Origin of the sequence: Arthrobacter pullicola (genome assembly GCF_014836875.1) — a bacterium.
GTDB classification, from domain to species: Bacteria; Actinomycetota; Actinomycetes; order Actinomycetales; family Micrococcaceae; genus Arthrobacter_B; species Arthrobacter_B pullicola.
Genome location: NZ_JACSQC010000005.1, coordinates 315674 through 338384, shown reverse-complemented (window position 1 = coordinate 338384; position 22711 = coordinate 315674). Strand labels below are relative to the sequence as shown.

Genomic DNA, 22711 nt, shown 5'->3' with positions numbered 1-22711 from the left:
CGTCCAGGGATTCAATCCATTCCGCGGTTTCTTCCGGGTCACGATCCGGCAGCTGGCTGGTCAGCCCGCTGAGGATGTCCGTTCTGTCTTCACTGACGCTCATATGTGCAGCCTCTCAGTTGAGGGCGGGGTCCCCTCAAGGTAATTCGGTGACTCACCGACCATTCCGTTATGCGGAATGCTCATTTCAATCTATACGACAGCGCGATCTCGTGCCGCTTAGGCGAACCATTATTGCGACCATCGTAAGGGTTCTCACAGAGAGTTTCAGGAGACGTCGATGGTGACGACGGCGGGTCCCCGGCTAGGGTCTGCATCACCCCGCTTCCCCGTAGGCACCGTCACTGCGCGGGAAACGCAGCAGCACATTTTCTCCCGGGCATGCTGCTGGCGTTCGCTGTAGAAGACATCCCGGTGGTCCACCGCGCCGTCCAGATCGAGGATCCGGACCTCGCACAGACCGCATTCGCCCTTGCGGCAGTCGAACATCATGTCCGCACCGGCTTCCTCGAGGGCTTCAAGCATGGACCGTCCCTGCCCAACCCGGGTTTCCAGGCCCAGCCGCGGCACCCGGACAATGAACTCCTCCGGGTCGTACCAGCCCGAGTTGCCGAACGTTTCGTACCGCAGGCTGGAGACATCCAGTTCCCGTTCCCGCCAGGCGCGGCGCACCGCGTCCATCAACCGGATGGGGCCGCACATGTACAGTTCCGCGCCCTCCGGCACCTGTCCGATCAGGTCCGGAACGGAGAGCGTTGTGCCCTCGGAATCGATATGGACCTGCAGTGCGCTGCCGTGCTCGGCTTCCAGCTCCGCCAGATAGGCCATGGCGCTGCGCTGGCGGCCGGCGTAGACCAAGCGGTAGTCCGCCTTCACGTTCTTCAGGGTCCGCGCCATATTCAGGATGGCCGTGATGCCGACACCGCCGGCCAGCAGGACGTAGCTCGGCGCCCCGACCCGCAGCGGAAAGTTCTGCAGGGGCTGGGTTATTTCAAGTTCGTCTCCCGGGACGAGCCCGTGCATAAACACGGACCCGCCCCGGGAGGTGGGGGTGCGGAAGACGGAGATGGCCAGGGAACCGCCGTCATCGCTGGACTCCACCACCGAATAGGAGCGCCGCTGGAGCTCTCCGTCGATGGTGACCATCAGGTCAATATGGGAGCCCGGCTCCGCCCGGCGCGGCAGGGACGGCGCCAGCACCACACGCCGGATCCCGTCCGCGGCGTCGCGGATTTCGGTAACGACGGCGCGCTGCCAGACCTCGGTGTTCGTTGCAGCCATGGCTCTACCGCGCCGCCGTCGGAGCCGCCGGAACGGGGGCGTCCGCTGAAGGCAGGCGGCCTTCGGCGGCCAGGCGGCGTTCGATCAGCCGGCGGACCCACATACCGCCGGCATCGATGTTCAGGTTGTAGAACTCGTAGTCCGGGTTGGCGTCGATCGCGGCCTGCTGCGCGGCGAGCATCTCTTCATCCTCGCCGAAGACCCCGTGCACGCCGTCACGCAGCTGCGTGGTGATGAGCTGGCTGTCCAGCCGGTAGTTACGCATAAAGGCCCAGAAATAGTGGCAGGTCTTCGCGGTTTCCGGGGTGATGGTGTTCATAACGAACCCGTTCACGCCCTGGCCGCGGTCGCCTTCCGGGGCGCCGGTTCCGGCTTTGGCGACACCGACGTCGATGTTGATGGTCGATGGCGCGCGGAAGGTGATGATCTGCCAGCGGTCGACCTTGCCTTCGAAATCCGGGAACTTGTCCCGCATGTTCTTCAGCCAGAAGGGCGGCGGATCGATGTTCAGCATCCAGCGGGAGACCGTGACCGTGTCATCGTCATGGGTGACGACGAACTCGGATTCACTCAGTTCTTCCTGGCCGATCGAGGAAGAGTGGACGAATTCCTCGTGAGTGAGGTCCATGAGGTTGTCCAGCACCAGCTGGTAGTTGCAGGGCGCGAAGATGGTCTGGCCATCGCCGGCCCACTCCGGAGAGGACAGCTGGTGCATGTCCGGAACCAGGTCCGGGTTCGCCAGCGTGGGATCGCCGAGCCAGACCCAGACGTAACGGTAGCGCTCGACGACGGGGAAGGACGGCACCGTTGCGCTGGGGTTGATGGTTTCCTGGGCAGGCATCGAAATGCACCGGCCCGCGGAGTTGTAGACGATCCCGTGGTACGGGCACTGGATGCCGTCCCGGCCCATGGTCTTGCCCATGGACAGCGGAGCCAGACGGTGCCAGCAGGCATCCGCGAGGGCTACGGCCTTGCCGTCCTCCGTGCGGTAAAGGGCCAGCGGGCAGTCGGCGATGCGCCGGGCCATCGGCTTGCGGGTCACCTCGTGGTCCCAGGCTGCCACGTACCAGGCATTGAGCGGATAGCCCAGCACTTTGTTGGTGGTGGAACTGGTGGTGGAGACGGCGGTCATAGCTCTTCCTTCCTCGCGGCATCGTCCTCGGTGCCGCTCCAAACTAACTATCTCCATAGATAGTTAGTGATGTATGGCACACTACCTATGCCTATAGTGGTTAGGCAAGGGTCCGCTTCTCCAGAAAGGCCGCGGTGAGCCTTCGTTACGCGCTGCTGGCACTGCTGAACGTCGAACCCATGACCGGGTACGACCTTTACAAGCAGTTCGAGTCCTCCGTGGGCTACGTCTGGCATGCCCCGGATTCCCAGATCTATCCCGAGCTGCGGCGGATGGAACGGGACGGCCTGCTTCAAGGCGAGGAGGTTCCCTGGGGTACCAAGGGCCGCAAGCGCCAGTACCACGTCACCGATGCCGGCCGGGAAGCCTTCCGCACCTGGGTCAACACCCAGCTGGACTACCCCCGCGAACGGGACCCCATCCACCTGAAGGCGGCCTACCTCGAATGGGCCGAACCCGAAGCGGCGCGGCAGCAGCTCCAGGCGCACATTGAGCATTACGGTGCCCGGCTGCTGCAGTGGCAGCAGAAGATCGAGGAGATCGACGGCGGCACCTCGGACATGCTGAACCGGCGCCTGGCGACGGTCCCGGACGTGGACCATCAGCGCGTTGCCGCCTTCAAACGGTTCACCTACGAGGGGCTGACGGCCCGGGCTGAGCAGGAAATCGCCTGGGCCCGGCGCGGACTTGCCCTGGTCGACTCGCTGTACCCGTAGCCGGCTCCGGGTCGGGGGCCGGGCCGGGCGAATGGGCGAATCTCCACGCTGAGCACAGCTCCGGCATAGAAAGCGGGCCTACCCTCGTCTTGGCGAAACTGCCGAGTCAAGGAGAATATATGCGTCACCGCGCTGCTGTTGAGACTGCTGAACAGACCCACCTTTATCAGGGCCGTGCGCTGCCGCGCCCGGAGGAAGACCTTGAGGACCAGGGGCTGGGGTTCGACGTCGGGACCCTCCTCCAGCGCCGCGGCGTGCTGAAAGCGTTTGGTATCGGTGCCGTCACCCTGGGCTTGGCCGCCTGCGGTGCGTCGGAGTCCGGAACGGGAACCGCTGATGGCGAGATTCCCGACGAAACGGCAGGACCGTATCCCGGCGACGGCTCCAACGGACCGGACGTCCTGGAAGAAAGCGGCATTGTCCGCAGCGACATCCGGTCGAGTTTCGGTGAGTCCGAGGGCACCGCCGAAGGCATCCCGATGGACCTGGAACTGACCATCACCGATCTGGCCAACGGCGGAGCACCCTTTGCCGGCGTCGCCGTCTACGTCTGGCACTGCACCCGTGAGGGCCTGTACTCGATGTACTCCGAGGGGGTCGAGGACCAGAATTACCTGCGCGGCGTCCAGATTGCGGACGCCGGCGGCAAAGTCCGCTTCACCAGCATCTTCCCGGCCTGCTACACCGGACGCTGGCCGCACATCCACTTCGAGGTCTATCCGGACGAGGCCTCGATCACGGATTCCACAAACGCGATCGCCACCTCCCAGGTGGCTCTGCCCCAGGATGTGTGCGACGCAGTTTTCGCCACGGCCGGCTACGAGGCGTCGGTCCGGAACCTCTCCCAGATCACGCTGGACAGCGACAATGTCTTCGGTGACGACGGCGGTGCCAGCCAGCTGGCTGCTGTTACGGGCAGTGTTGCCAAGGGATACTCGGTGTCCCTGACCGCCGGTGTGGATACCCGGACCGAACCGGCCGGGGGCAGCGCGCCTGAGGGTGGCGGATCCGGCGGCCCGGGCGGGAGCGGTCCCGAGGGCGGGCCCGGCGGCGGATCCGGCGGAGCGGGTGGAGAACCGCCGGCCGGTGAGCCGCCAGCCGGTGGCCCCGGTGGAGAGCCGCCTGCCGGTGCGGAGGGTGAAGCAGGCGAACCGCCGGCGAAGCCGTAGTCATCCGGCGCAGCCCTAGTGAGCCAGAGCAGCGGTAGTCGGGCGCGGCCCGTAGTGAGCCAGTGCAGCGGTTGTCATACAGCGAAAGCCGCATCCGGCGAAGCCGCATAAACCCGGCGCAGCCGGGCGTCAGTCACCAGTTAGCCAACCGCGAGGGCAATCTTGCCGCGGACCTTGCCGGAGGCCAGCCAGTCCAGGGCCTCCGGTGCCTGGTCCAGGGGGAAGGTCCGTTCCAACGGGGGAGTGATGCTTCCGGCGTCAATGAGTCCGGTGAGGTCCTCCAGCTCCGCGGAGCGGACTGCGCCGATGAACATCGTCAGCCGCTGCGGGACGAAGGGGGAGAGCGCCAGGGCTCCCAGCTGGCGGTTCATGCCGCCCGTGAGGTTGCCGGCCGCTTCACCGCCGGTGATCACGGCCGTTCCCTTGGGGGTGAGGGCCCTGCGCAGGCGGGCAATCGACGGGTTGCCGGCAATATCCAGGATGAGGTCCCAATGCCTTGTGCCGTCCGCAAAGTCCTCCGCGGTGTAATCAATGACCTCGTCCGCCCCCATGGACCGGACAAAATCCATCTTCCCGGTGCTGCAAACCCCCGTGACTTCGGTGCCGAAGGCCTTGGCCAGCTGGACGGCGTAACTCCCGACACCACCCGAGGCACCGATGACCAGCACCTTCTGTCCCGCTTGAACGCGTCCGGTTTTGCCCAGGCCCTGCAGCGCTGTCACGGCTGAGACGGGAACGGCCGCGGCCTGTGCAAAGGTCAGTCCTGCCGGCTTGGCCGCCAGCCGTGCTTCCGGGGCCACAGCGTATTCGGCATAGGTGCTTCTGCCGCTTCCGTACACCTGGTCGCCCACGGCGAAACGCGTCACCGCTGATCCCACCGCGGAAACCGTGCCTGCCAGGTCCATGCCGGGAACCGGGTTCCGTGGCTTCCGGAGGCCGAACGCCAGGCGGCCCAGGTACGGCAGCCCGGTCATCATGTGCCAGACGCCCCGGTCCACGCCTGCCGCGCTGACCTGGATCAGGACCTCGTTGGCCTTGGGCTCGGGCACTGGGACGTTGCCCATGTGCAGGACATCAGCGGAACCGTAGCTCTCCTGGGTGACTGCCTGCATTCTGTGCCCTTTCGTCGTCTGGACCCGGCCGGCATCCGGACCGGATGCTACAGACGGCGGAGGGGCTTGACCATCAGTAGTTCCGGAGCTTCAGGGAGACTTGGAGGTTCTGCTGCCAGTTTGGGACATCGCTCCGGTCCGCGGCGTCAGCGATCTCCCACACCGGCAGTCTTCCGCTCACTTTCGTCCGCGCGCCTCTGACGGGCAGCGCGGATTCTCCTGTTTTCCTTTCCTGAGCGGCTGCCTGTCGTCTGACGTCCCCGTCAACGACCGGTCTTTCGGTCTGCCCAGAAATGGTTTCCCATGTTCCAGAACTCTTCCCCGCTTTTCCGTGCCCTGCTGGGTGCAGTCTTTGTCCTCATCGGTTCGGTCAGCATCCAGGTCTCTTCCGTGCTGGCCAGCAGCCTCTTTGCCGTTGCCGGATCGCTTGGCACCAGCGGACTGCGGATGTTCCTCGCCGCCGCCGTGCTTCTTTGCCTTGCCCGCCCCAGCCTCCGGACGCTGAGTTCCCGGGCCTGGGGCAGCATCCTTCTGTATGGAGCCGCGATGGCCGCCATGAACGTGCTGCTGTACAGCGCCATTGAGCGCATTCCCCTGAGTTTGGCGGTCACGCTCGAGTTCCTTGGCCCGCTGGCGGTTGCCAGCCTCGGGGCGAAAGGGCGCATCGAACGGCTCCTGCCCGTCTTGACCCTGGCCGGGGTGGCTGCCGCGGCCGGGGTCCAGACGGAGTTCGATCTGCTGGGCATCATCTTCGGCTGGGCACGGCAGCCGCCGTCGTCGGCGCCCTGGCACTGGACCAGCCGCTGAGCCCGGCGGCGACGGCCGGCATCGGCTTGGTCATCGCTTCGGGGGCCGCCATCATCTGGCGCAGCGGGAGTCCGGGCCGGGACGCCGCCGTCGAAGTCCGGGCATAAAAACAGCCGGTGCTGGTTCGGAATTCGAAACCAGCACCGGCTGTTTTTCACTCGCAGGAAGCCGCTACTGTTCCAGCTTCATCGCCTTGCGCAGGGTCAGGGCACCGCCGCTCTGCATCACGGCGCGGCGGTAGATCTTCTCGCCGAAGCGCAGCAGGGCATAGGCCGCGGCCAGGGCCAGCGCCAGGGACACGAAGGTCTCCCACAGCGGCACCTCGCCGTTGAGCATCCGCACCGGCATAGCCACCGAGGACACCACCGGGACGAAGGACGCGATCACCAGGAGCTGTCCCTTGGCGAACAGGCCGCCGAAGAGCGCCACAATGATGACGGTCAGCACCGGCCCGGAGCTGTTGTTCAGGTCCTCGGTGCGGGAGGCCATGGAACCGATCATGGCCCAGGCCGAAGCCAGGATCAGGAACCCGGCCAGGAAGAACACCAGGAACCAGCCCGACGCCGGGATCAGGGTTCCGACGCTGTCCGCGGTACCGGTGAAGGTGAGCGCCAGCAGGGCAGCGCCGGCGTAGAGGGCCAGCTGCACCATCGCCAGGACCGTGTTGCCGGCAACCTTGCCGTAGAGCAGCTGCCGGATCGGGATGGCGGTAGCCAGGATTTCCACCACCCGGTTCTGCTTCTCCTCAAGCACCGAGGTGGCGATGGCCATGCCAAACACGATCGCCGCCATATAGAAGAGGAACGCGAACACAAACCCGGCGAACTGGGCCATGAACTGGTTTTCAGCGTTGCCGTCCAGCAGGGCCGTGCCGAATTCGCTGCCCTCCAGCAGTGCCTCCGGTGTGGTTCCTGCATCGGAGGCGTTGACCTCCAGGGCGTACGCCCGCAGCGCCTCGGCCAGCCCCTGCTGCAGGCCGCCGGAGAGTTCTTCGTGGCCGGTGAGCGTCCACGTACCGTCGGCGTCCTGTGTCAGGGCAGCATCGGCATCATCCGAACGGACCAGTTCCAGGGCTTCCTCGGAGGACCCGGCGCTCACGGCTTCGAAGCTGGAGTTCCCGCCGTCGCTCTGTCCGGTGGTGTGGGCAATGTCGACGACGGCGGTGCCTGCGGTATCCGTGACCGCCACGGTGTATTCGTCGGCCCGGGTGCTCATGTAGGCGTTGAAGACCACCACTCCGACAATCAGCACCAGGGTGACCAGGGTGGAGATCAGGTAGCTGCGGTCGCGGGCTTTGACCATAACCTCGCGCAGGGTGACGATGGCCCACGGCGGGGTGGGGCGGGCTGTGCTGGTGCTCATGCTGCGGTGACCTCACGGTAGATTTCGCTCAGGGACGGCCGGATCGGTGCGAACTCCTCCACGGACCCGCGGGAGAGCGCTGCGGCGAGCAGCCGCTGGCTGGCGGCGGGGTCGTCGAACTGCAGGATCGCGGTGGGACCGGCGACGTCGAGCACCCGCACGCCGGGTTCATCCCGGACCCAGCCGGCATCGGGGGACACCGTGATGCGGTGCCGGTTCACAGCCCGGGCCCGCAGGTCATCACCGGTACCGGAGGCAATCACGCGGCCCTGCTGCAGGACCACCATGTTGTCGCAGAGCCGGTCGACCAGGTCCAGCTGGTGGCTGGAGAAGAGCACCGGCACCCCGGCCGCAGTGCGTTCGCGCAGCAGTTCCACCATGGAATCCACGGCCACCGGATCCAGCCCGGAGAAGGGCTCATCCAGGATCAGCACGCTGGGACGGTGCAGCAGCGCCGCTGCGATCTGTACCCGCTGCTGGTTGCCCAGCGACAGGGATTCCAGCTTGTCCTTGGTGCGTCCGGCCAAGCCGAAGCGGTCCAGCAGGTCCAGGGCTCCCTTGCGGGCTGCGGACTGGCTCATCCGGTGCAGCTGGCCCAGGTAGACCAGCTGGTCCAGGATCGGCTGCTTGGGGTAGAGGCCGCGTTCTTCGGGCATGTAGCCGAAGCTCGAGCGGGCGTCGGCGGTCAGCGGGGAACCGTCCAGGAGGACCTCGCCGGAACTGGCCGAGAGCACCCCCATGATCATGCGCATGGTGGTGGTTTTGCCCGCACCGTTGGCGCCGACAAACCCGGTCATCTGGCCGGACGGAACATCGAAGCTCACCGCGTCAACGGCGGTTTTCTCACCAAACCGACGGGTGAGGTTTTGGACCTGAAGCATGGGGGGACTGCTCCTTCCCCGGGGATGCCGGGAGGTTGTGGATGTACTGCTCCCTCAACCATAGGAACAAGCGGAGACCAGCGGATCGGCCGTCCGGGTGAATCCCGCAGCTTAGGTTTCGCGGCCGCCCTCACCCGGAAGAATGAGTCCGGATTCGTAGGCGAACACCACGGCCTGGACCCTGTCCCGCACCTGGACCTTGGCCAGCAGGTTGGAGACATGGGTCTTGACCGTCGCTTCAGCCACGAACATCCGTGCCGCGATCTCGGCGTTGCTGAGCCCTGTTGCCACGAGTTCCAGGACCTCGCGCTCGCGGGTGGTCAGGGACTGCAGCAGTTTCTGCTGCGCCGGGTCGGGCTGCGGTCCGGCAGGGACGGGGGCGCCCACGGCGGCTTTCTCGGCGTCGAGCTGGCGGGCAAAGCGTTCGATCACACGCACAGTCACCTCGGGTGCCAGCAGAGCGTGGCCGCCGGCGACGGCGTGCACCGCGCTGACCAGGTCGTCCGGGTCGGCGTTCTTCAGCAGGAAGCCGCTGGCGCCGGCCCGGATAGCGTCGAAGAGATAGTCGTCGCGTTCGAAGGTGGTCAGAATGATTACCTTCGCCCAGCCGGCATCCACAATCTGCTCTGTGGCCCGGATACCGTCCAGCACCGGCATCTGCACGTCCATCAGGATGACGTCCACCGGGTTTGCCGCGGCGAAGTCCACGGCTTCCTGGCCGTTCGTCACCTGCCCGACCACCTCAATGTCCTCTTCGACGGAGAGCATCATGGCAAAGCCGGCGCGGACCAGCGCCTGGTCGTCGGCCAGCAGCAGGCGGATCGGTTGCATTTCAGTCCTTCAATTTTCGGCAGCCCGGTGCCACCCCCCGGATAAACCTAGCGGCAGTTCCGCTGGAGGCGCCAACTCCCTAACGCAGGGTGAAGCGCACCCGCACCCGCCAGCCGCCGCCGTCGCGCGGGCCGATCTCCGTGCTGCCTCCGTGCAGTGCCGCGCGTTCGCGGACGCCCCGGAGTCCGTAGCCGGACCCTGCCGTGCCGGGACGTGGACGGCCGCCGTCGACCGTTTCCACTTCCACCCAGCGCTGTCCGCTGGTCTCCCCGGTGCGCAGGGCGACGACGGCGGAGCCGGCGGTTGAGTGCCGGCGGACGTTGGCCAGCGATTCCTGGACGGTCCGGTAGACGGACAGCGACAGGGGCGCGGAGAGCCCGGTCAGTGCTCCCGGACGGTCCTCCACCTGATTGAAGGTAACGGCCAGGCCGTTGGCGCGGTATTCTTCGACGAGCGCGGGAAGGTCTTCGATGCCGGGTTCGGGACCGCGCTGGATACCAGCCTCCGTCTCCGGATTCTCGGTGTCGGTGGACCGCAGGACTCCCAGCAGGGAGCGCATCTCCGCCACGGCATCGCGGGAGGACGATTCAATCGTCTGCAGTGCCTCGGCAGCGGCTGCGGGCTTTTTCTCCATGACCCGGCGGGCCGCGCCGGCCTGCACTCCGATCACGGCAATGTGGTGTGCGACGACGTCGTGCAGTTCCCGGGCAATGCGCAGGCGTTCCTCCACCACGGCCTTGCGTGCAAGATCCGCGCCCTGGGCTTCCAGCAGCGCCGCCTGCTCGGCGAGCTGCTCCCGTTGGTGGGCGCTGCGCCAGGAGTTCATGCCGAACATGATGGCCCCGCCGAAGTAGGCTGCGTTGACCATGAAGGTATACAACGCGAAGGAGGTCAGGGGCGGCAGCAGACCCCGGGCGTCCACGTCCTCCACCCCAAGAGCCGCGATCATCTCGTCGTAACTGCTGGACAGGGCCATCCCAAGGACGATCCAAAGGAACATCGCCGCCACCACCACGGTGACCCCAAGCCAGAGCACCCGCCGGTTCCGTGCCCAGGCCACAGCACTGAACAGGGAAGCGAAGTAGGCGGCCTGGAAACCGATCTGCCCTGAGATCGACGTGACCGTTAGGCCCACCACCAGGAAGGTCACGGAGCTGAGGATCATGACGGCGACAGGATAACGCCGGCGCAGGATCAGCGGCAGGAACATCACTGCCTGGGCCAGATGCTGCAGCCACGGGTTTCCGCCATCGCCGGCTCCGAAGGCCCAGCCCCGCATGAGCTCCAGCATCAGGGCGCTCAGCACCAGGGCGACAGCCACGCCGCTGGCATCGCGCCGCAGGGCCTCCGGTCCGGGGCCGGGCCGTTCCCAGTCGGACTCGGCATGCCACGGCAGGTTCAGCCGCATGCTGCGGACCCGGGCGGCGAGGTTCCGGTGCTCCCGAACGGCTGCGTCGTCGCCGGCGGGTCGTTCAGCCACAGGTCCGGCCACGGGGGAATCGATCATGGCCCCCAGTTTATGGCTGGCGGCCGCGTGGCGGATCCGCCGTACGGCTGAGGCCCTGCGGGGGATATGGCCGCTGGGCGGCACGCTCCGTGCCGCGCTGGTGTTTGGTCACGGATTGGGTACGCCGGGACGGTGCCCGCCGCGCCTGGTGCCCGGGCGGAGGACCGGGGTGGTTTACTTCGTCCGGGGCCCTAGTGCCGCGTTCGCTGTTGGAATGACCGTGAGGATGGACATGTTTGTTTCCGAAGGACAGGCTCTGCTTCCGGGGCTGGTGGCGCTGCGCCGCGAGCTGCACCGCGAACCGGAAGTCGGGCTGCATCTGCCCAAAACCCAGGGGCGCATCCTCGATGCCTTGGATGGGCTGGACCTGGAAATCACCACCGGCAGCTCCCTCAGCTCCGTAACTGCCGTGCTGCGAGGCGGTGAGGACGGTCCGGCTGTGCTGCTGCGCGGAGACATGGATGCCCTGCCCGTTGAGGAACTCACGGACCTGGAATATGCGTCGACCAACGGAGCGATGCACGCCTGCGGCCACGATATGCACGTTGCGGGCTTGGTCGGCGCCGCTCGCCTCCTTGCAGCCCAGCAGCGGGACCTCTCCGGCAGCGTCGTCTTTATGTTCCAGCCCGGAGAAGAGGGCGACGGCGGTGCCGGCCTGATGATCGACGAAGGAGTGCTCGAAGTGGCGGGGGAGCGGCCGGTGGCTGCATACGGCATCCATGTGCGCCCGGGCCCGCTCGGGGTTTTCCGCACCAAACCGGGCACGCTGATGGCCGGCGCCAACGAACTGCGCATCACCGTGCACGGGTCCGGCGGACATGGCTCCCAGCCGCACAATGCGCTGGACCCGGTGCCGGCGCTGGTGGAGATCGCGGCCGCGCTGCAGGTGATGGCGACCCGGAAGTTCTCCGTCTTCGATCCGATCGTCCTGACCGTCACGCAGCTTGAGGCCGGCCGGGCGATTAACGTCATTCCGGATTCCGCCCGGCTGGGGGCCAGCGTGCGCACCCTGTCGGCTGAATCTGTGGACCGGCTGATCGTGGAGACGAAGGCGCTCGCGGACGGGATCGCCGCGGCACACGGCTGCACCGCGGAGGTTAGCTTTGAGATTCTCTATCCGATGACGGAGAACGATCCATCGCGGACCTTTGAAGCCATGCGGGAACTGCGCGAGCTCTTCGGCGAGGACCGCGTCATCCAGTCCCGGGACCCGCTGATGGGTTCGGAGGACTTCTCCCTTGTGCTGCAGAAGATCCCGGGAGCGTTCCTGTTCCTGGGGGCCACCCCGCCGGATATGGATCCGGCCGCCGCGGCGTGGAACCACTCTCCGCGGGTGCTGTTCGACGATTCGGTGCTGGCCGACCAGGCTGCCGCGCTGGCCCAGCTGGCGTTCAACCGGCTGACGTAGCTGACACCTCCCCATACCGCCGTCCGGTAACGGCCTGCCCCTGAGGGATGGAGGAGGAAGCTACTGTGGCCTCTATGAGCTTCTCCGTGCCCTCACTGACTTTCCTGGCCACCATCTCCGTCCGGGTAGGTGAGCCGATCGAGATCGGCAGCACCTCAGCCGGGGTCAGGAGGATCATTCCGATCCTGGGCGGCAAGGTGGAAGGCCCGGAGCTGCGCGGAACGGTACTGCCGGCAGGGGCTGATTACCAGTTGCTGCGCACTGCCACGCTCACGGAGCTGGAGGCCAAATACGCGATCGAGACCGACGGCGGCGAGCGGCTCTACGTGAACAACTTTGGCCTGCGCTCCGGGAGCGAGGCGGATATCGCGGCTCTCCTCCGGGGCGAGCCGGTCGACCCGGCAAGGATCTATTTCCGCTGCGCGCCCCGCATCGAAGCGCCCGCCGGCGGTGCCTGGGCCTGGCTGTCCAGCCGGATCCTCATCGGCACCGGTATCCGTCTTCCGGACGAGGTGCGACTGGAGATCAGCGTCGTGGAGTAGGCCCGAGGGCACGGGTTCCCACTCTATGTAACCTTCTGTGGCTGGAGTGGTCCCACCAGCATCAGGAGGCAACGAAGACTGGGAACGCGTGTCGCCCAGCAGGATTTCTGATGCTTAACGGGCCCGCACGGCGGGCCCGCCCACACACTCTTCCCGGCCCGTAACGCGGCCTGACCACACCCCGGTCAACTAGGCCGTGGCGGCCTGCGGCGTGTAGCGTAAACGGGCTATCTTCCCCGTGTGCGGATTCACAAGCCTGTGCGGGGCCCAAACATGTCCGTAAACCGGGCAGCCCCTCGCGGGCAGATTAGACAGAAAGGGGGTGTCGGCGTGTCCACAGTTCAGGCAGAAACCGAACCCTCGCTCAAAAAAGTCCTCGGACGCATCGACGTCCTGGCCCTCGGGTTCGGCGCCATGATCGGCTTTGGCTGGGTTGTGCTCACCGGCGACTGGCTGTCCTCAGCCGGCACCATGGGGGCAGTGCTTGCCATCGTTACCGGCGGCGTCATCATGGCAATCGTCGGACTGACCTACGCCGAACTGTGTGCCGCCATGCCCAAGGCCGGCGGCGAGCACAACTACATCATGCGGGCCATGGGGCCGCGTCCCTCCTTCATCGGCTCGTGGGCAATCATCGGCGGCTACGTGACCATCGTGGCGTTCGAAGCCGTTGCGTTGCCCAAAACCGTGCAGTACATCTTCCCCGACCTGAGCCACATACCGCTCTGGACCGTTGCCGGCTTCGAAGTCCACCTCACGTGGGCCCTCGTCGGAGCCGTCGCCGCCGTGGTAATCACCGCGATTAACATCCGCGGCGTCAAGGAAGCCGGCGTTGTGCAGACCTTCGTGGTGATCTTCCTGCTGGCGATCGGGCTGGTGATGATCGCCGGAGCGTTCACCGGCGGCAGCACCTCAAACATGGAGCCGTGGTTCCACGGCGGAATGAACGGCTTCTTCGCAGTACTGGTTGTGGTGCCGTTCCTCTTCATCGGCTTTGACGTCATTCCGCAGTCCGCCGAGGAAGTGAACATCCCGGCGAAGCAGATCGGCAAGCTGGTTGTGGTTGCCGTGGTCATGGCAACCATCTGGTACATCATGGTGGTGCTGACCACCTCCTCGGCCATGCCGGCAGCAGACCTCGCCGGCACCGACATCGCCACTGCGGACGCCGTGGGCGCCATGTTCAATTCGGACGTTATGGCCAAAATTCTCATTGCCGGCGGCATTGCGGGCATCCTGACATCCTGGAACTCGCTGCTTATGGGAGCCTCACGCCTCATGTATTCGCTGGCGCGTTCCGGCATGCTGCCGGCCTGGTTTGGCCGGCTGCACCCGAAGTACGGCACACCGCACAACTCGCTCCTGTTCATCGGCGCGCTGAGCTTCCTGGCCCCGTTCGGCGGAGCGGAAATGCTCGGCTGGCTGGTCGACTCCGGCGCACCGAGCATCGTGCTCGCGTACACGCTGGTAGCCATTTCCTTCCTGATCCTGCGCCGCCGGGAACCGGAGATGGACCGCCCCCTGCGCGTAGGCGGCAAGGGCAAGGGTGGCATCGCCATCGGCATCGCGGCAACGATCTTCGGTGCCGCGCTGTTCAGCCTCTACATGCCGGGCATGCCGGCCGCCCTGGGCGTTGAGCCCTGGCTGCTGTTCGGTGCCTGGTGGGTGATCGGCCTGATCTACTTCTTCCGGGTTCCCGGCGGAATTAAGGCAGGGCCCGACGCCGAGGAGCACCTCCTCGCCAAACTGCGGGTCAAGGTGCGGGCCTAGCTCCCAGTTCTTAGCTCCGGGCTCCCAGCTCCGGCGCTGCCGGGCAGTGGATCAACGACGGCGGTTTCCCCAGTGCGGGAAGCCGCCGCCGCTTCTTAAGGCTGTCCAGAAGGACTAGGAGACCCGGCGCAGTGCTTCGGCCCGGTGTACCGCGTGCAGCTGAGTCGCATCACTGCGGACCTTGTACTGCGGCTCAGTCTCGGAGCACAGCCGTCGCCTGCCCATGAACTCGAAATCGGAGGTATGGACCTCAGTAATTTCCCCCGTGACAGCACCTGTACGGGAGTTCCACCGCACCCGGTCACCGACCCTCAATTGATCACTCATGGCGACCGTCCTAGCACCGTCCGGTCATCCGTGTAACGGGTAGCTGGCCGGAATAAACATGACCGATGCCGAAAAACCGGAGAGCAGTTTCCGGACAAAAAAGTTACCCGTGGGTAATATGGGCGGCATGCACCTGATCTTCCGCACCCTGCTGCTCCTGCTGACGGCCCGCCGGCGCAGGTCAAAACTCGACATCTTCGACACGTCCTCCCTGCCGATGCGTGTCCTGCCGACCGACCTTGATATCGCCAACCACGTCAATAACGGCATGTACCTCTCGCTGATGGACCTGGGCCGGTTCGACCTGATGATCCGCAGCGGCTTCTGGGCGAAGATGCGGCGGAACGGGTGGGGGCCGGTGGTCAGCAACGAGACCATCAGCTTCCGCAAGTCGCTCGCGCCCTGGCAGCGCTACACCATCGAGACGCGGATCATCGGCTTCGATGAGCGGGCCATTTATTTTGAGCAGCGGATGGTGGCGGACGGCGAGATCTACGCCAGCGCCTTCCTCGCCACCCGGATGGTGTCCAAGCAGGCCCCGGTCACGAACGAGGAAATCTTCGAGGCAGCGGGGCGGCGTCCGCCCGAGGACCTGGTCCTCCCGGACTGGATCGCTGATTGGCGCGAAAACGTTGCCCTGCCCGGTGCGCGCCGGCCGGCTCCGCACGCCTGGGCGGCGTAGGCCGCACCAACGGCGGGCACCCACCCTTGACGGGTCCGCGGCACTGAACCAGTCTGGTTAAACGCCGCGGAACGTGGCACCAGACCGGCGAGACTGCGGAGGTCCGCTATGCGGCTGACCGTCAACACATTCCTCAGCCTGGACGGCGTGATGCAGGGGCCTGGCGGCGCGGATGAGGACCCATCCAACGGGTTCAGCCGCGGCGGCTGGCTGGTGTCTCTGGCTGATGAGGGTATGGAAGAGGTTGTTGCTGGCTGGTTCCGGCAGGCCGATGCACTGCTTATGGGCCGTTCGACCTACCAGATGATGCAGCCGTACTGGGAACCGGTTCCGGATAGCTCGGACGATGTTGCCCGGTCACTGAACCATCTGCCCAAGTACCTGGTATCCAACACGCTGACCGACCCCACGTGGCAGAACACCACGCTCATTTCGGGCGATGTGCTGACAGCCATTGAACAGCTCAAGGAACGCACCCAGGGCGAACTTCAGCTGCATGGCAGCCACCAGCTGGCCCGGGCCCTGCACGACGCCGGCCTGGTGGACGAGTACCGGCTCCTGATCTTCCCCATCGTCGTCGGGGCTGGAAAGCGGCTCTTCGAGGAAGGTGCGGTGCCGTCGTCGTTCATGGTGACTGGTTCGCACGTGACCAAATCCGGGGCTGTGTCACTCTCCCTGCTGCCGCGGCCCTTCACCGTCGCCGAGCTGTAGCGGCCGGCAGCACGGCAGAGTTCCTTACACCCCGCGGCGTGCCCGCAGCACGTTGTCGTTGAGCACCACCAGCTGTCCCTGCGGCCCTTCGACGGTGCGCGGCACCGGTTCGGCTGTTTCCAGCATCCAGCCATGTGCCTCGAGCTGCAGGGCCGCTGCCAGCTCGACGGCGGTGGGCAGCGGCGGCTCCGGCGCCGGGTGGCTGGACCAGGGCGGAAAATCCTGGTGCCCGACGACGAGCAGCCGCCCGCGCGGGGCCACGGCAGCCATCGCCCGGTGCAGGATGCGATCCCGGGGAAGCTCGGTGGGTGAGTGCAGGAACTGGGCGCAGACCAGGTCATATCCCGGGTCGGAGCCGGGATCCGTGGCCGCCCATGCGGCAAGGTCTGCCTGCACCCAGGTCACCAGGTGCTCGACGCCGGCATCCACGGCGTGGGCAGCCGCACGTTCCAGCGCGACAGCGGAAATGTCGATGCCGGTGACCTGCCATCCGTGCCGGGCCAGCCAGACGGCGTCGGCTCCTTCGCCGCAGCCGAGGTCAAGGGCGGTCCCAGGTGCGAGGCCGGTGACTTCGCGGACCAGCAGGGCATTGGGGCTGCCGCTCCAGACCTGGTCGCGTTCACGGTAGAAACCGTCCCAGAATTGGTCCGGTGGGGGAGGTTCCGTGGGATGGTCATGCATGCCGTGAACTCTACGTCCGGAGTAGCTGCGGACGGAAGAAAGGCCGGATGCCGCCCCCCCCTGGGTGTGTGGCATCCGGCCTTTCGCCATCGGTGGTGCGCTTCCCTGCGCCGCTCCTAGTGCTGTGAGCGGCGGCTGCGGGCCGAGATCAGCAGGGCCAGCGGGATCAGCAGCAGAGCCACCGGAATAAGGACCGCCAGGATCGCCGGGGACGTCAAAAGCTGTCCCGGAGTCATGGCGGAGGTGCGTTCCATCATGGTGTCGGCACCGGTGGAGATTTCGCCGTTGCCGCCGGCCAGGGTGGCGGTGCCGTCAGCGAGCTTGGCGTTGCCGTCGGCCAGGTCGGAGGCGCCGGTCTTCAGCGTGGTGGTGCCTTCGCTGAGGGTCTGCGCACCGGCGTCGAGCTTGCCCATGCCTTCGGTCAGCGAATCCGAGCCGGAGAGCAGACGGCCGGTGCCGTCGGCAAGTCTGGTGTTGCCGTCGGCCAGCGAGTAAGCACCGGCTTCGAGGGTGCCGAGGCCGCTGGAAAGGGTTCCCGCACCGTTGGCGAGCTTGGCATTGCCTTCGGCGAGCGTGTAGGCGCCGTCCTCAAGGGTGGCCAGCCCCTGGTTGAGGCTCTGCGCTCCGGCGGACAGCTGCCCGGCACCCGCGTAAAGCTGCTCGACGCCGTTGGCTGCGGATTGCGCTCCTTCTGCGAGGGCGGGGGCTTTGGTATTCAGCTGGGCAAGGCCGCCGGCCACGGCCTGGGAACCGGCCAGCAGACCCTTTTCATTCAATCCTTGGTTAATGCCCATGATCAGCGTAGCCATGCCCTGCAGCTTATTAGCGGCGAGCACCAGATCATTCCCCAAGGGACCCATGGCCTCACCAGCAGCCCGGAGCCTGTTCGCGCCCTTCAAGGTTCCATCAGGATTCATGTCAGCCATGATTTGGGCCGCGACGCTTTCGGTTTGACCCGGCTGCGGCGTGTTGATGAAGCCCCACATGCCTTCAAGGCCACCCGACACCTGAGCAGCGCCGGGCGCAAGCTGCCCGATCCCGGCCACAGCAGCTTCGGCCCCTGCAGCCAGGTCCTTAGATCCGCCAACAAGCGGCTCCATCTTCGTGTGGAGCTCCGACGCCCCGGCGGACAGCGAAGCCGAGCCCTCGCGGGCAGCCGTTGCACCGGTGGCCAGCTTGTTGGCCCCCTCCGAAGCGGCATAGGCGCCGCTGGCCAGGGTTGATGCCCCGGTATAGGCATTCGTCGCGCCGCTGGCGAGCTTGCTGGCACCGGCGGATGCTGCTGCGGCGCCGTCGTTCAGCGTCACGGCTCCCTCGTTGAGGGAACCCGCTCCGGTCTTGGCCGTGCCAATGCCCTGGGCCAGGGTCTGGGCGCCGTCGTAGACCTTCGCACTGCCGGCAGCGACCTTATCCGCCCCCTCCTTTGCTTTCGCGGCGCCGTCGTTTAGGTCGGAGGCGCCGATGGAAGCGCGTTTGGCGCCGTCGGAAAGCTGTGTTGCACCGGTGGCGACCTGACTCGTAAAGAGCACAAAGAAGGCCAGCAGCAGGACCAGGAACAGGGCCAGAAGGCCGGTCAGAATGAGGTGCGGCCGGTTAGTGGGCCGGCCAGAGGTGGAACTCGTCATTGAATATCCCTTTTCTGGTTCAAACAGCGGTCTTCCTCGACCGCGCGGACTGCGGGTATAGCGCCTGTAAGCCCCGCATAAGGGTGGTGCCCGGACCGGTTTGTCCCTGTCACGCGGTGTCACAATCGAGGGTTACCGGCCGGTAGGAATGTGATGTCGGTTACATCTAACTTACTGATCGGTAACAAAGCAAGGGTTTTGGAAAACTAGTTACCCGCCGGTAGGTTGCGGCAGGTCCTGCACTGTGCGCTCAGGTCCGGACGGCGTGTCGGGCAGCGCGGTGCTCAGAAATGGACGATGCTGGGGCGCATGCCGGCGCCGCCTTGGCGGCGCCGGCAACCAAAGACCGCAGAAGAACATTGGAGTTCGGATGAGCTGGCTGGACCGTGAACGCACCATTGCCCCGCCGGGATTCAACCGGTGGCTCATCCCTCCAGCGGCACTTGCCGTCCACCTCTGTATTGGCCAGGCATACGCGACCAGCGTCTACAAGACCGCGCTGGTTGAGTATTTCGATGCCAGCCTGACCCAGATCGGCGTGATCTTCTCCGTCGCGATCGTGATGCTGGGGCTCTCAGCTGCGGTGATGGGGACCTGGGTGGACCGCAACGGGCCGCGCAAGGCGATGTTCGTCTCGGCAGTCTTCTGGTCCGGCGGCTTTATGGTCGGCGCCCTCGGCATCTTCACCGGGCAGCTCTGGCTGGTCTACGTCGGCTACGGCTTCCTGGGCGGCATCGGACTGGGTATCGGTTACATTTCGCCGGTTTCCACCCTGATCAAATGGTTCCCGGACCGGCCGGGCCTGGCCACCGGCATGGCCATCATGGGATTCGGCGGCGGCGCACTGATCGCCAGCCCGCTCTCCTCCGCCCTGCTGGCCTTCTACGACCCGGACTCCGGCACCGAGGGCTGGGTAGCCAGCGGCGATGCCGTCGGTAAGCTCTTCATCACCTTTGGAGTCGTCTACCTGCTGTATATGCTCTACGGGGCATGGACCATCCGCGTGCCGGCCGACGGATGGAAACCGGACGGATTCGACCCCGCAAGCGTGGCCAGCAAACCCCTCGTCACCACCGCCCACGTCTCGGCCGCGAATGCCATCAAGACCCGCCAGTTCTGGCTGGTTTGGATCGTGCTGTTCTGCAACGTCACCGCCGGAATCGGCATCCTGGAACAGGCTGCGCCCATGATTCAGGACTTCTTCCGCCAGCCCGACGGCGCCTCCTTGGTAACTGCCGCCGTCGCCGGTGGTTTCGTGGGACTGCTCTCGATCGGCAACATGGGCGGGCGGTTCGCCTGGTCCGCCACCTCCGACGTGATCGGCCGGAAGCGGATCTACATGGTCTACCTCGGCGTCGGTGCGGTCTGCTACGTCCTGCTGGCCATGTTCGGCTCGTCCTCGACCATCCTCTATGTGCTGCTGGCGTTTGTGATCCTGTCCTTTTACGGCGGCGGGTTTGCCACGGTGCCGGCCTACCTCCGGGACCTCTTCGGAACCTTCCAGGTCGGTGCCATCCATGGCCGGCTGCTCACTGCCTGGTCCGCGGCCGGCATTGCCGGGCCGCTGATCGTGAACTCGTTCCTGGATGCGCAGGGCACCCCCGGGGAGCTGACGGCGCAGGCGTACCAGCCCGCGCTGCTGACCATGGTGGGACTCCTGATCATCGGGTTCATCGCCAACCTGCTGGTCCAACCGGTCTCCGATAGGTTCCACGAACCCGCCAAGACCCCGGCGCGTGCAGAGAGCTCCCCGGCCGGCAGTGAATCCGCCAGCCTTGATCTCAATCTCGAAGGAGGAAACCGATGAGCAACACGAAACTCGTTTTCAGCTGGCTGCTGGTGGGTATCCCACTGGCCTACGGCGTTTTCCAGACGCTGACCAAAGCCGCCGCACTATTCAGCTGATCCGCAGATCCGCATCCGGCTGTCCAGCCCGCCGCTTTCCATGGGCTGGACGGCCGGCTGGGGCTGTGTAATTGGCTGATCGGTGCCACGCTTAAGGGGCAAATCCATCCACCCGTGCTGGCGGGATCCGCCGGTGCGGAGACAGGAGCATGCCATGAAGGCTCTTCAGTACCGCAGCCTGGGTGCCGCCCCGGAAATCGTCGAGATCGAAACTCCCGAGCCAGGACCCGGGCAGGTCCGGCTGAAAGTCACCGCCGCCGGCGTATGCCATTCGGACGAATTCATCATGTCTCTGCCCAAGGACCAGTACGTGTACGGACTGCCGCTGACCCTTGGCCATGAAGCCGCCGGGGTGGTGGACAAGATCGGCGCAGGAGTTAAGCACGTCGAAGAGGGACAATCCATGGCCGTGTACGGGCCCTGGGGGTGCGGCCTCTGCTACGAGTGTTCGTCCGGACGGGAAAACTACTGCCGCAACGCCGGCGAGTACGGCATTGCTCCTCCCGGACTTGGTGCGCCGGGAGCCATGGCGGAATACCTCGTTGTGGACAGCGCCCGTCACCTGGTGCCGCTCGGCGACCTGGATCCGGTGAAAAACGTATCGCTGACCGACGCCGGCCTGACTCCGTACCACGCGATCAAGGGATCCCTGGAGAAACTGCATTCCGGGTCGACTGCCGTTGTGATCGGCGTTGGAGGCCTGGGACACGTGGCCATCCAGATTCTGCGCTCGCTTACCGCCGCTACCGTGGTTGCGCTGGACGTGGACAAGGCGAAACTGGACCTGGCGGCCTCCGTCGGCGCCCAGTATTCCTTCCCCTCCGAGGCCGGTGCCGTGGACATGATCAAGGACCTGACCAACGGACTGGGCGTTGATGCCGTCTTCGACTTCGTGACCGTCCAGTCCACCCTGGACCTGGGGCAGGCCATGGTCCGGTCCCAGGGCGACCAGGTGCTGGTGGGAGTTGGATCTGGAACGCTCCCGGTGGGGCTCGCCGCGACGTCGTCCTGGGAAACCACCATCCGTGCCCCCTACTGGGGATCGCGAACCGAACTCTTCGAGGTGCTGGAGCTGGCCCGGCACGGAAGCATCAACGTGCACACGGAAGTGTTCTCCCTGGAGAAGGCACCGGAGGCGTACGAAAAGCTGAAAAACAACCAGCTGGTGGGCCGCGCCGTCGTGGTTCCCTAGCCTCCTGCTGGCCCGCTCAAACCGGCTAGCTTCAGGCCGACCCGCCGGCGAGCAGCAGGCCGCCGTCGAGGGTCAAAACCTGTCCGGTGACCCACGCGGCGTCGTTGGAGGCCAGAAAAGCCGCCGCCGCTGCCACATCCCCGGGGCTGCCGAGCCGGCCCAGCGGATAGCTGCCCGCCACCTGCTCCTCCCGGCCCTCATACAGGGCCCGGGAGAAGCGCGTCTTGACCACTGCCGGAGCCAGCGCGTTCACGCGGATTTCCGGGGCCAGTTCGACGGCGAGGGAGCGGGTGAGCTGCTCCAGGGCGGCCTTGCTGATGCCATAAAAGGCGATGCCTTTCGCCGGGGTCTGCGCACTGACGGAAGACATATTGATCACCGACCCTCCGCCGCTGGTGAATCCGGCTTTCGGATGCCGGCAGGCGGCCTGGGTCCAGGCCAGGGCACCCAGGACATTAACGTCCATGATTTTCCGGGCGGCCTCCAGGTCCAGGTCCAGCAGGGGCCCATAGACCGGGTTGGTCCCGGCGTTGTTGACCAGCACATCCAAACGGCCGAACTCCGAGGCCACGGCATCCAGCGCCTCGCGCTGATGGACTGCGTCGGTGGAATTCCCGGCAACAGCGAGGACCGTTCCGGGCGGAAAACCGGCGGCCGCCTCGTCCAGCGGCCCCTGGGCGCGGGCGGTGAGGAGCACCTTTGCACCCTCCGCCACGAACCGATGGGCGACTGCCAGGCCGATTCCGCGGCTGGCACCGGTGACCAGGGCCGTCTTGCCTTCCAAGCGGCGGAAACCACCGGGGTTCTGCATGGGGTTGGTGCTCATCTGCGTCCCTTCGTCGGCGGGGGGATCCCTGTTGCAGGTCCGGAGCGTCCGGACGGCCGAGTCTGTGCAGGCGCCGGTCCGGGTGTCAAGGCCGCTGGCGCTGTGCGGCCGGGCAACCTGACAAACCATTGACCGCCAGTACCTGGCCTAATTAGGGTGATGAACAATCGCCGAAGGGCCTGTCAGGCCCTTTCCCACGGCGGTTGGCCACCCATTCAGAGGCAGTTCTACTGAAAAATCTGCA

At 66.0% G+C, this 22711-nt stretch carries 22 protein-coding genes; 11 read left to right on the top strand and 11 right to left on the bottom strand.

All coding sequences use genetic code 11. The features are described 5' to 3' along the window. Positions 1 to 267: 267 nt before the first annotated feature. Both H9638_RS12775 and H9638_RS12770 read right to left on the bottom strand, forming a co-directional pair. Complete coding sequence (locus tag H9638_RS12775; protein WP_191747862.1) at positions 268 to 1281, bottom strand: PDR/VanB family oxidoreductase; 1014 nt, start codon at positions 1279 to 1281, stop codon at positions 268 to 270. A 4-nt stretch (positions 1282 to 1285) separates the two neighbouring features. Further along, a complete protein-coding gene (locus H9638_RS12770; protein ID WP_191747860.1) occupies positions 1286 to 2413 on the bottom strand; it encodes an aromatic ring-hydroxylating dioxygenase subunit alpha in 1128 nt (375 codons plus the stop codon). 134 nt (positions 2414 to 2547) lie between these two features. Between H9638_RS12770 and H9638_RS12765 the strand changes: the two genes are divergently transcribed. Together H9638_RS12765 and H9638_RS12760 are read left to right on the top strand one after the other, a co-directional pair. Further along, positions 2548 to 3129 carry a PadR family transcriptional regulator gene (locus H9638_RS12765; protein WP_191747858.1) on the top strand — a complete coding sequence of 194 codons (582 nt, stop codon included), beginning with the start codon at positions 2548 to 2550 and terminating at the stop codon, positions 3127 to 3129. Positions 3130 to 3248: 119 nt separating this feature from the next. After that, entirely contained in the window at positions 3249 to 4298 is a 1050-nt protein-coding gene (locus H9638_RS12760) for an intradiol ring-cleavage dioxygenase (protein ID WP_191747856.1), read from the top strand. 140 nt (positions 4299 to 4438) lie between these two features. On the opposite strand, the gene H9638_RS12755 is transcribed toward H9638_RS12760, so the two are convergent. Further along, positions 4439 to 5410, bottom strand: coding sequence for an NAD(P)-dependent alcohol dehydrogenase (locus H9638_RS12755; protein ID WP_191747854.1), 972 nt, complete (start codon positions 5408 to 5410; stop codon positions 4439 to 4441). A 303-nt stretch (positions 5411 to 5713) separates the two neighbouring features. Here H9638_RS12755 and H9638_RS12750 point away from each other — a divergent pair, with 303 nt between their 5' ends. Beyond that, positions 5714 to 6217: an EamA family transporter gene (locus tag H9638_RS12750; RefSeq protein WP_191747852.1), complete on the top strand. Its 504-nt coding sequence runs from the start codon at positions 5714 to 5716 to the stop codon at positions 6215 to 6217. Between the two features lie 171 nt (positions 6218 to 6388). Here H9638_RS12750 and H9638_RS12745 read toward each other — a convergent pair whose 3' ends face one another. From H9638_RS12745 to H9638_RS12730, 4 genes are all read right to left on the bottom strand, one after another. Next, positions 6389 to 7579, bottom strand: a complete 1191-nt coding sequence (locus H9638_RS12745) for an ABC transporter permease (protein ID WP_191747850.1) — start codon at positions 7577 to 7579, stop codon at positions 6389 to 6391. After that, positions 7576 to 8460 carry an ABC transporter ATP-binding protein gene (locus H9638_RS12740; protein ID WP_191747847.1) on the bottom strand — a complete coding sequence of 295 codons (885 nt, stop codon included), beginning with the start codon at positions 8458 to 8460 and terminating at the stop codon, positions 7576 to 7578. The genes H9638_RS12745 and H9638_RS12740 overlap by 4 nt, the downstream gene beginning before the upstream one ends. A gap of 111 nt (positions 8461 to 8571) precedes the next feature. Further along, the gene (locus tag H9638_RS12735) at positions 8572 to 9291 is read right to left on the bottom strand and encodes a response regulator (RefSeq protein WP_191747845.1); all 720 of its coding nucleotides are present in this window, start codon (positions 9289 to 9291) and stop codon (positions 8572 to 8574) included. Positions 9292 to 9370: 79 nt separating this feature from the next. After that, on the bottom strand, positions 9371 to 10798 hold the full coding sequence (locus H9638_RS12730) for a sensor histidine kinase (protein WP_191747843.1): 1428 nt from the start codon (positions 10796 to 10798) through the stop codon (positions 9371 to 9373). 226 nt (positions 10799 to 11024) lie between these two features. Between H9638_RS12730 and H9638_RS12725 the strand changes: the two genes are divergently transcribed. The 3 genes from H9638_RS12725 (at position 11025) to H9638_RS12715 (ending at position 14518) form a co-directional block, all read left to right on the top strand. Then, on the top strand, positions 11025 to 12206 hold the full coding sequence (locus H9638_RS12725; RefSeq protein ID WP_191747929.1) for a M20 metallopeptidase family protein: 1182 nt from the start codon (positions 11025 to 11027) through the stop codon (positions 12204 to 12206). A gap of 74 nt (positions 12207 to 12280) precedes the next feature. Continuing rightward, positions 12281 to 12748, top strand: a complete 468-nt coding sequence (locus tag H9638_RS12720; protein WP_191747841.1) for a DUF3237 domain-containing protein — start codon at positions 12281 to 12283, stop codon at positions 12746 to 12748. Between the two features lie 330 nt (positions 12749 to 13078). Then, the gene (locus H9638_RS12715) at positions 13079 to 14518 is read left to right on the top strand and encodes an APC family permease (RefSeq protein ID WP_318241873.1); all 1440 of its coding nucleotides are present in this window, start codon (positions 13079 to 13081) and stop codon (positions 14516 to 14518) included. Positions 14519 to 14632: 114 nt separating this feature from the next. Here H9638_RS12715 and H9638_RS12710 read toward each other — a convergent pair whose 3' ends face one another. Then, positions 14633 to 14845 (bottom strand): hypervirulence associated TUDOR domain-containing protein, encoded by a 213-nt coding sequence (locus tag H9638_RS12710; RefSeq protein WP_191747837.1) that lies wholly within the window; start codon positions 14843 to 14845, stop codon positions 14633 to 14635. A gap of 127 nt (positions 14846 to 14972) precedes the next feature. Between H9638_RS12710 and H9638_RS12705 the strand changes: the two genes are divergently transcribed. Then, the gene (locus tag H9638_RS12705) at positions 14973 to 15527 is read left to right on the top strand and encodes an acyl-CoA thioesterase (protein WP_191747927.1); all 555 of its coding nucleotides are present in this window, start codon (positions 14973 to 14975) and stop codon (positions 15525 to 15527) included. A gap of 108 nt (positions 15528 to 15635) precedes the next feature. Then, entirely contained in the window at positions 15636 to 16238 is a 603-nt protein-coding gene (locus H9638_RS12700) for a dihydrofolate reductase family protein (protein WP_191747835.1), read from the top strand. Between the two features lie 24 nt (positions 16239 to 16262). On the opposite strand, the gene H9638_RS12695 is transcribed toward H9638_RS12700, so the two are convergent. Both H9638_RS12695 and H9638_RS12690 read right to left on the bottom strand, forming a co-directional pair. Then, positions 16263 to 16919, bottom strand: a complete 657-nt coding sequence (locus H9638_RS12695; protein WP_191747833.1) for a class I SAM-dependent methyltransferase — start codon at positions 16917 to 16919, stop codon at positions 16263 to 16265. Positions 16920 to 17035: 116 nt separating this feature from the next. Continuing rightward, positions 17036 to 18544, bottom strand: coding sequence for a hypothetical protein (locus H9638_RS12690; protein WP_191747831.1), 1509 nt, complete (start codon positions 18542 to 18544; stop codon positions 17036 to 17038). A 370-nt stretch (positions 18545 to 18914) separates the two neighbouring features. Between H9638_RS12690 and H9638_RS12685 the strand changes: the two genes are divergently transcribed. From H9638_RS12685 to H9638_RS12680, 3 genes are all read left to right on the top strand, one after another. Further along, positions 18915 to 20351, top strand: coding sequence for an OFA family MFS transporter (locus H9638_RS12685; RefSeq protein ID WP_191747829.1), 1437 nt, complete (start codon positions 18915 to 18917; stop codon positions 20349 to 20351). Then, the gene (locus H9638_RS17185; protein WP_449657918.1) at positions 20348 to 20449 is read left to right on the top strand and encodes an MFS transporter small subunit; all 102 of its coding nucleotides are present in this window, start codon (positions 20348 to 20350) and stop codon (positions 20447 to 20449) included. The genes H9638_RS12685 and H9638_RS17185 overlap by 4 nt, the downstream gene beginning before the upstream one ends. A 154-nt stretch (positions 20450 to 20603) precedes the next feature. Then, on the top strand, positions 20604 to 21641 hold the full coding sequence (locus H9638_RS12680; RefSeq protein ID WP_191747827.1) for an NAD(P)-dependent alcohol dehydrogenase: 1038 nt from the start codon (positions 20604 to 20606) through the stop codon (positions 21639 to 21641). Positions 21642 to 21672: 31 nt separating this feature from the next. On the opposite strand, the gene H9638_RS12675 is transcribed toward H9638_RS12680, so the two are convergent. Continuing rightward, positions 21673 to 22467 (bottom strand): SDR family oxidoreductase, encoded by a 795-nt coding sequence (locus H9638_RS12675; RefSeq protein ID WP_225217355.1) that lies wholly within the window; start codon positions 22465 to 22467, stop codon positions 21673 to 21675. Positions 22468 to 22711 lie beyond the last annotated feature (244 nt).

What these genes read in the sequence shown, in the direction of transcription:
- H9638_RS17185 (WP_449657918.1), top strand. Translation starts at nt 20,348, where the DNA reads ATGAGCAACACGAAACTCGTTTTCAGCTGGCTGCTGGTGGGTATCCCA.
- H9638_RS12700 (WP_191747835.1), top strand. Translation starts at nt 15,636, where the DNA reads ATGCGGCTGACCGTCAACACATTCCTCAGCCTGGACGGCGTGATGCAG.
- H9638_RS12760 (WP_191747856.1), top strand. Translation starts at nt 3,249, where the DNA reads ATGCGTCACCGCGCTGCTGTTGAGACTGCTGAACAGACCCACCTTTAT.
- H9638_RS12710 (WP_191747837.1), bottom strand. Translation starts at nt 14,845, where the DNA reads ATGAGTGATCAATTGAGGGTCGGTGACCGGGTGCGGTGGAACTCCCGT.
- H9638_RS12745 (WP_191747850.1), bottom strand. Translation starts at nt 7,579, where the DNA reads ATGAGCACCAGCACAGCCCGCCCCACCCCGCCGTGGGCCATCGTCACC.
- H9638_RS12740 (WP_191747847.1), bottom strand. Translation starts at nt 8,460, where the DNA reads ATGCTTCAGGTCCAAAACCTCACCCGTCGGTTTGGTGAGAAAACCGCC.
- H9638_RS12775 (WP_191747862.1), bottom strand. Translation starts at nt 1,281, where the DNA reads ATGGCTGCAACGAACACCGAGGTCTGGCAGCGCGCCGTCGTTACCGAA.
- H9638_RS12680 (WP_191747827.1), top strand. Translation starts at nt 20,604, where the DNA reads ATGAAGGCTCTTCAGTACCGCAGCCTGGGTGCCGCCCCGGAAATCGTC.
- H9638_RS12720 (WP_191747841.1), top strand. Translation starts at nt 12,281, where the DNA reads ATGAGCTTCTCCGTGCCCTCACTGACTTTCCTGGCCACCATCTCCGTC.
- H9638_RS12735 (WP_191747845.1), bottom strand. Translation starts at nt 9,291, where the DNA reads ATGCAACCGATCCGCCTGCTGCTGGCCGACGACCAGGCGCTGGTCCGC.
- H9638_RS12755 (WP_191747854.1), bottom strand. Translation starts at nt 5,410, where the DNA reads ATGCAGGCAGTCACCCAGGAGAGCTACGGTTCCGCTGATGTCCTGCAC.
- H9638_RS12675 (WP_225217355.1), bottom strand. Translation starts at nt 22,467, where the DNA reads ATGAGCACCAACCCCATGCAGAACCCCGGTGGTTTCCGCCGCTTGGAA.
- H9638_RS12690 (WP_191747831.1), bottom strand. Translation starts at nt 18,544, where the DNA reads ATGACGAGTTCCACCTCTGGCCGGCCCACTAACCGGCCGCACCTCATT.
- H9638_RS12725 (WP_191747929.1), top strand. Translation starts at nt 11,025, where the DNA reads ATGGACATGTTTGTTTCCGAAGGACAGGCTCTGCTTCCGGGGCTGGTG.
- H9638_RS12685 (WP_191747829.1), top strand. Translation starts at nt 18,915, where the DNA reads ATGAGCTGGCTGGACCGTGAACGCACCATTGCCCCGCCGGGATTCAAC.
- H9638_RS12705 (WP_191747927.1), top strand. Translation starts at nt 14,973, where the DNA reads ATGCACCTGATCTTCCGCACCCTGCTGCTCCTGCTGACGGCCCGCCGG.
- H9638_RS12695 (WP_191747833.1), bottom strand. Translation starts at nt 16,919, where the DNA reads ATGCATGACCATCCCACGGAACCTCCCCCACCGGACCAATTCTGGGAC.
- H9638_RS12770 (WP_191747860.1), bottom strand. Translation starts at nt 2,413, where the DNA reads ATGACCGCCGTCTCCACCACCAGTTCCACCACCAACAAAGTGCTGGGC.
- H9638_RS12730 (WP_191747843.1), bottom strand. Translation starts at nt 10,798, where the DNA reads ATGATCGATTCCCCCGTGGCCGGACCTGTGGCTGAACGACCCGCCGGC.
- H9638_RS12750 (WP_191747852.1), top strand. Translation starts at nt 5,714, where the DNA reads ATGTTCCAGAACTCTTCCCCGCTTTTCCGTGCCCTGCTGGGTGCAGTC.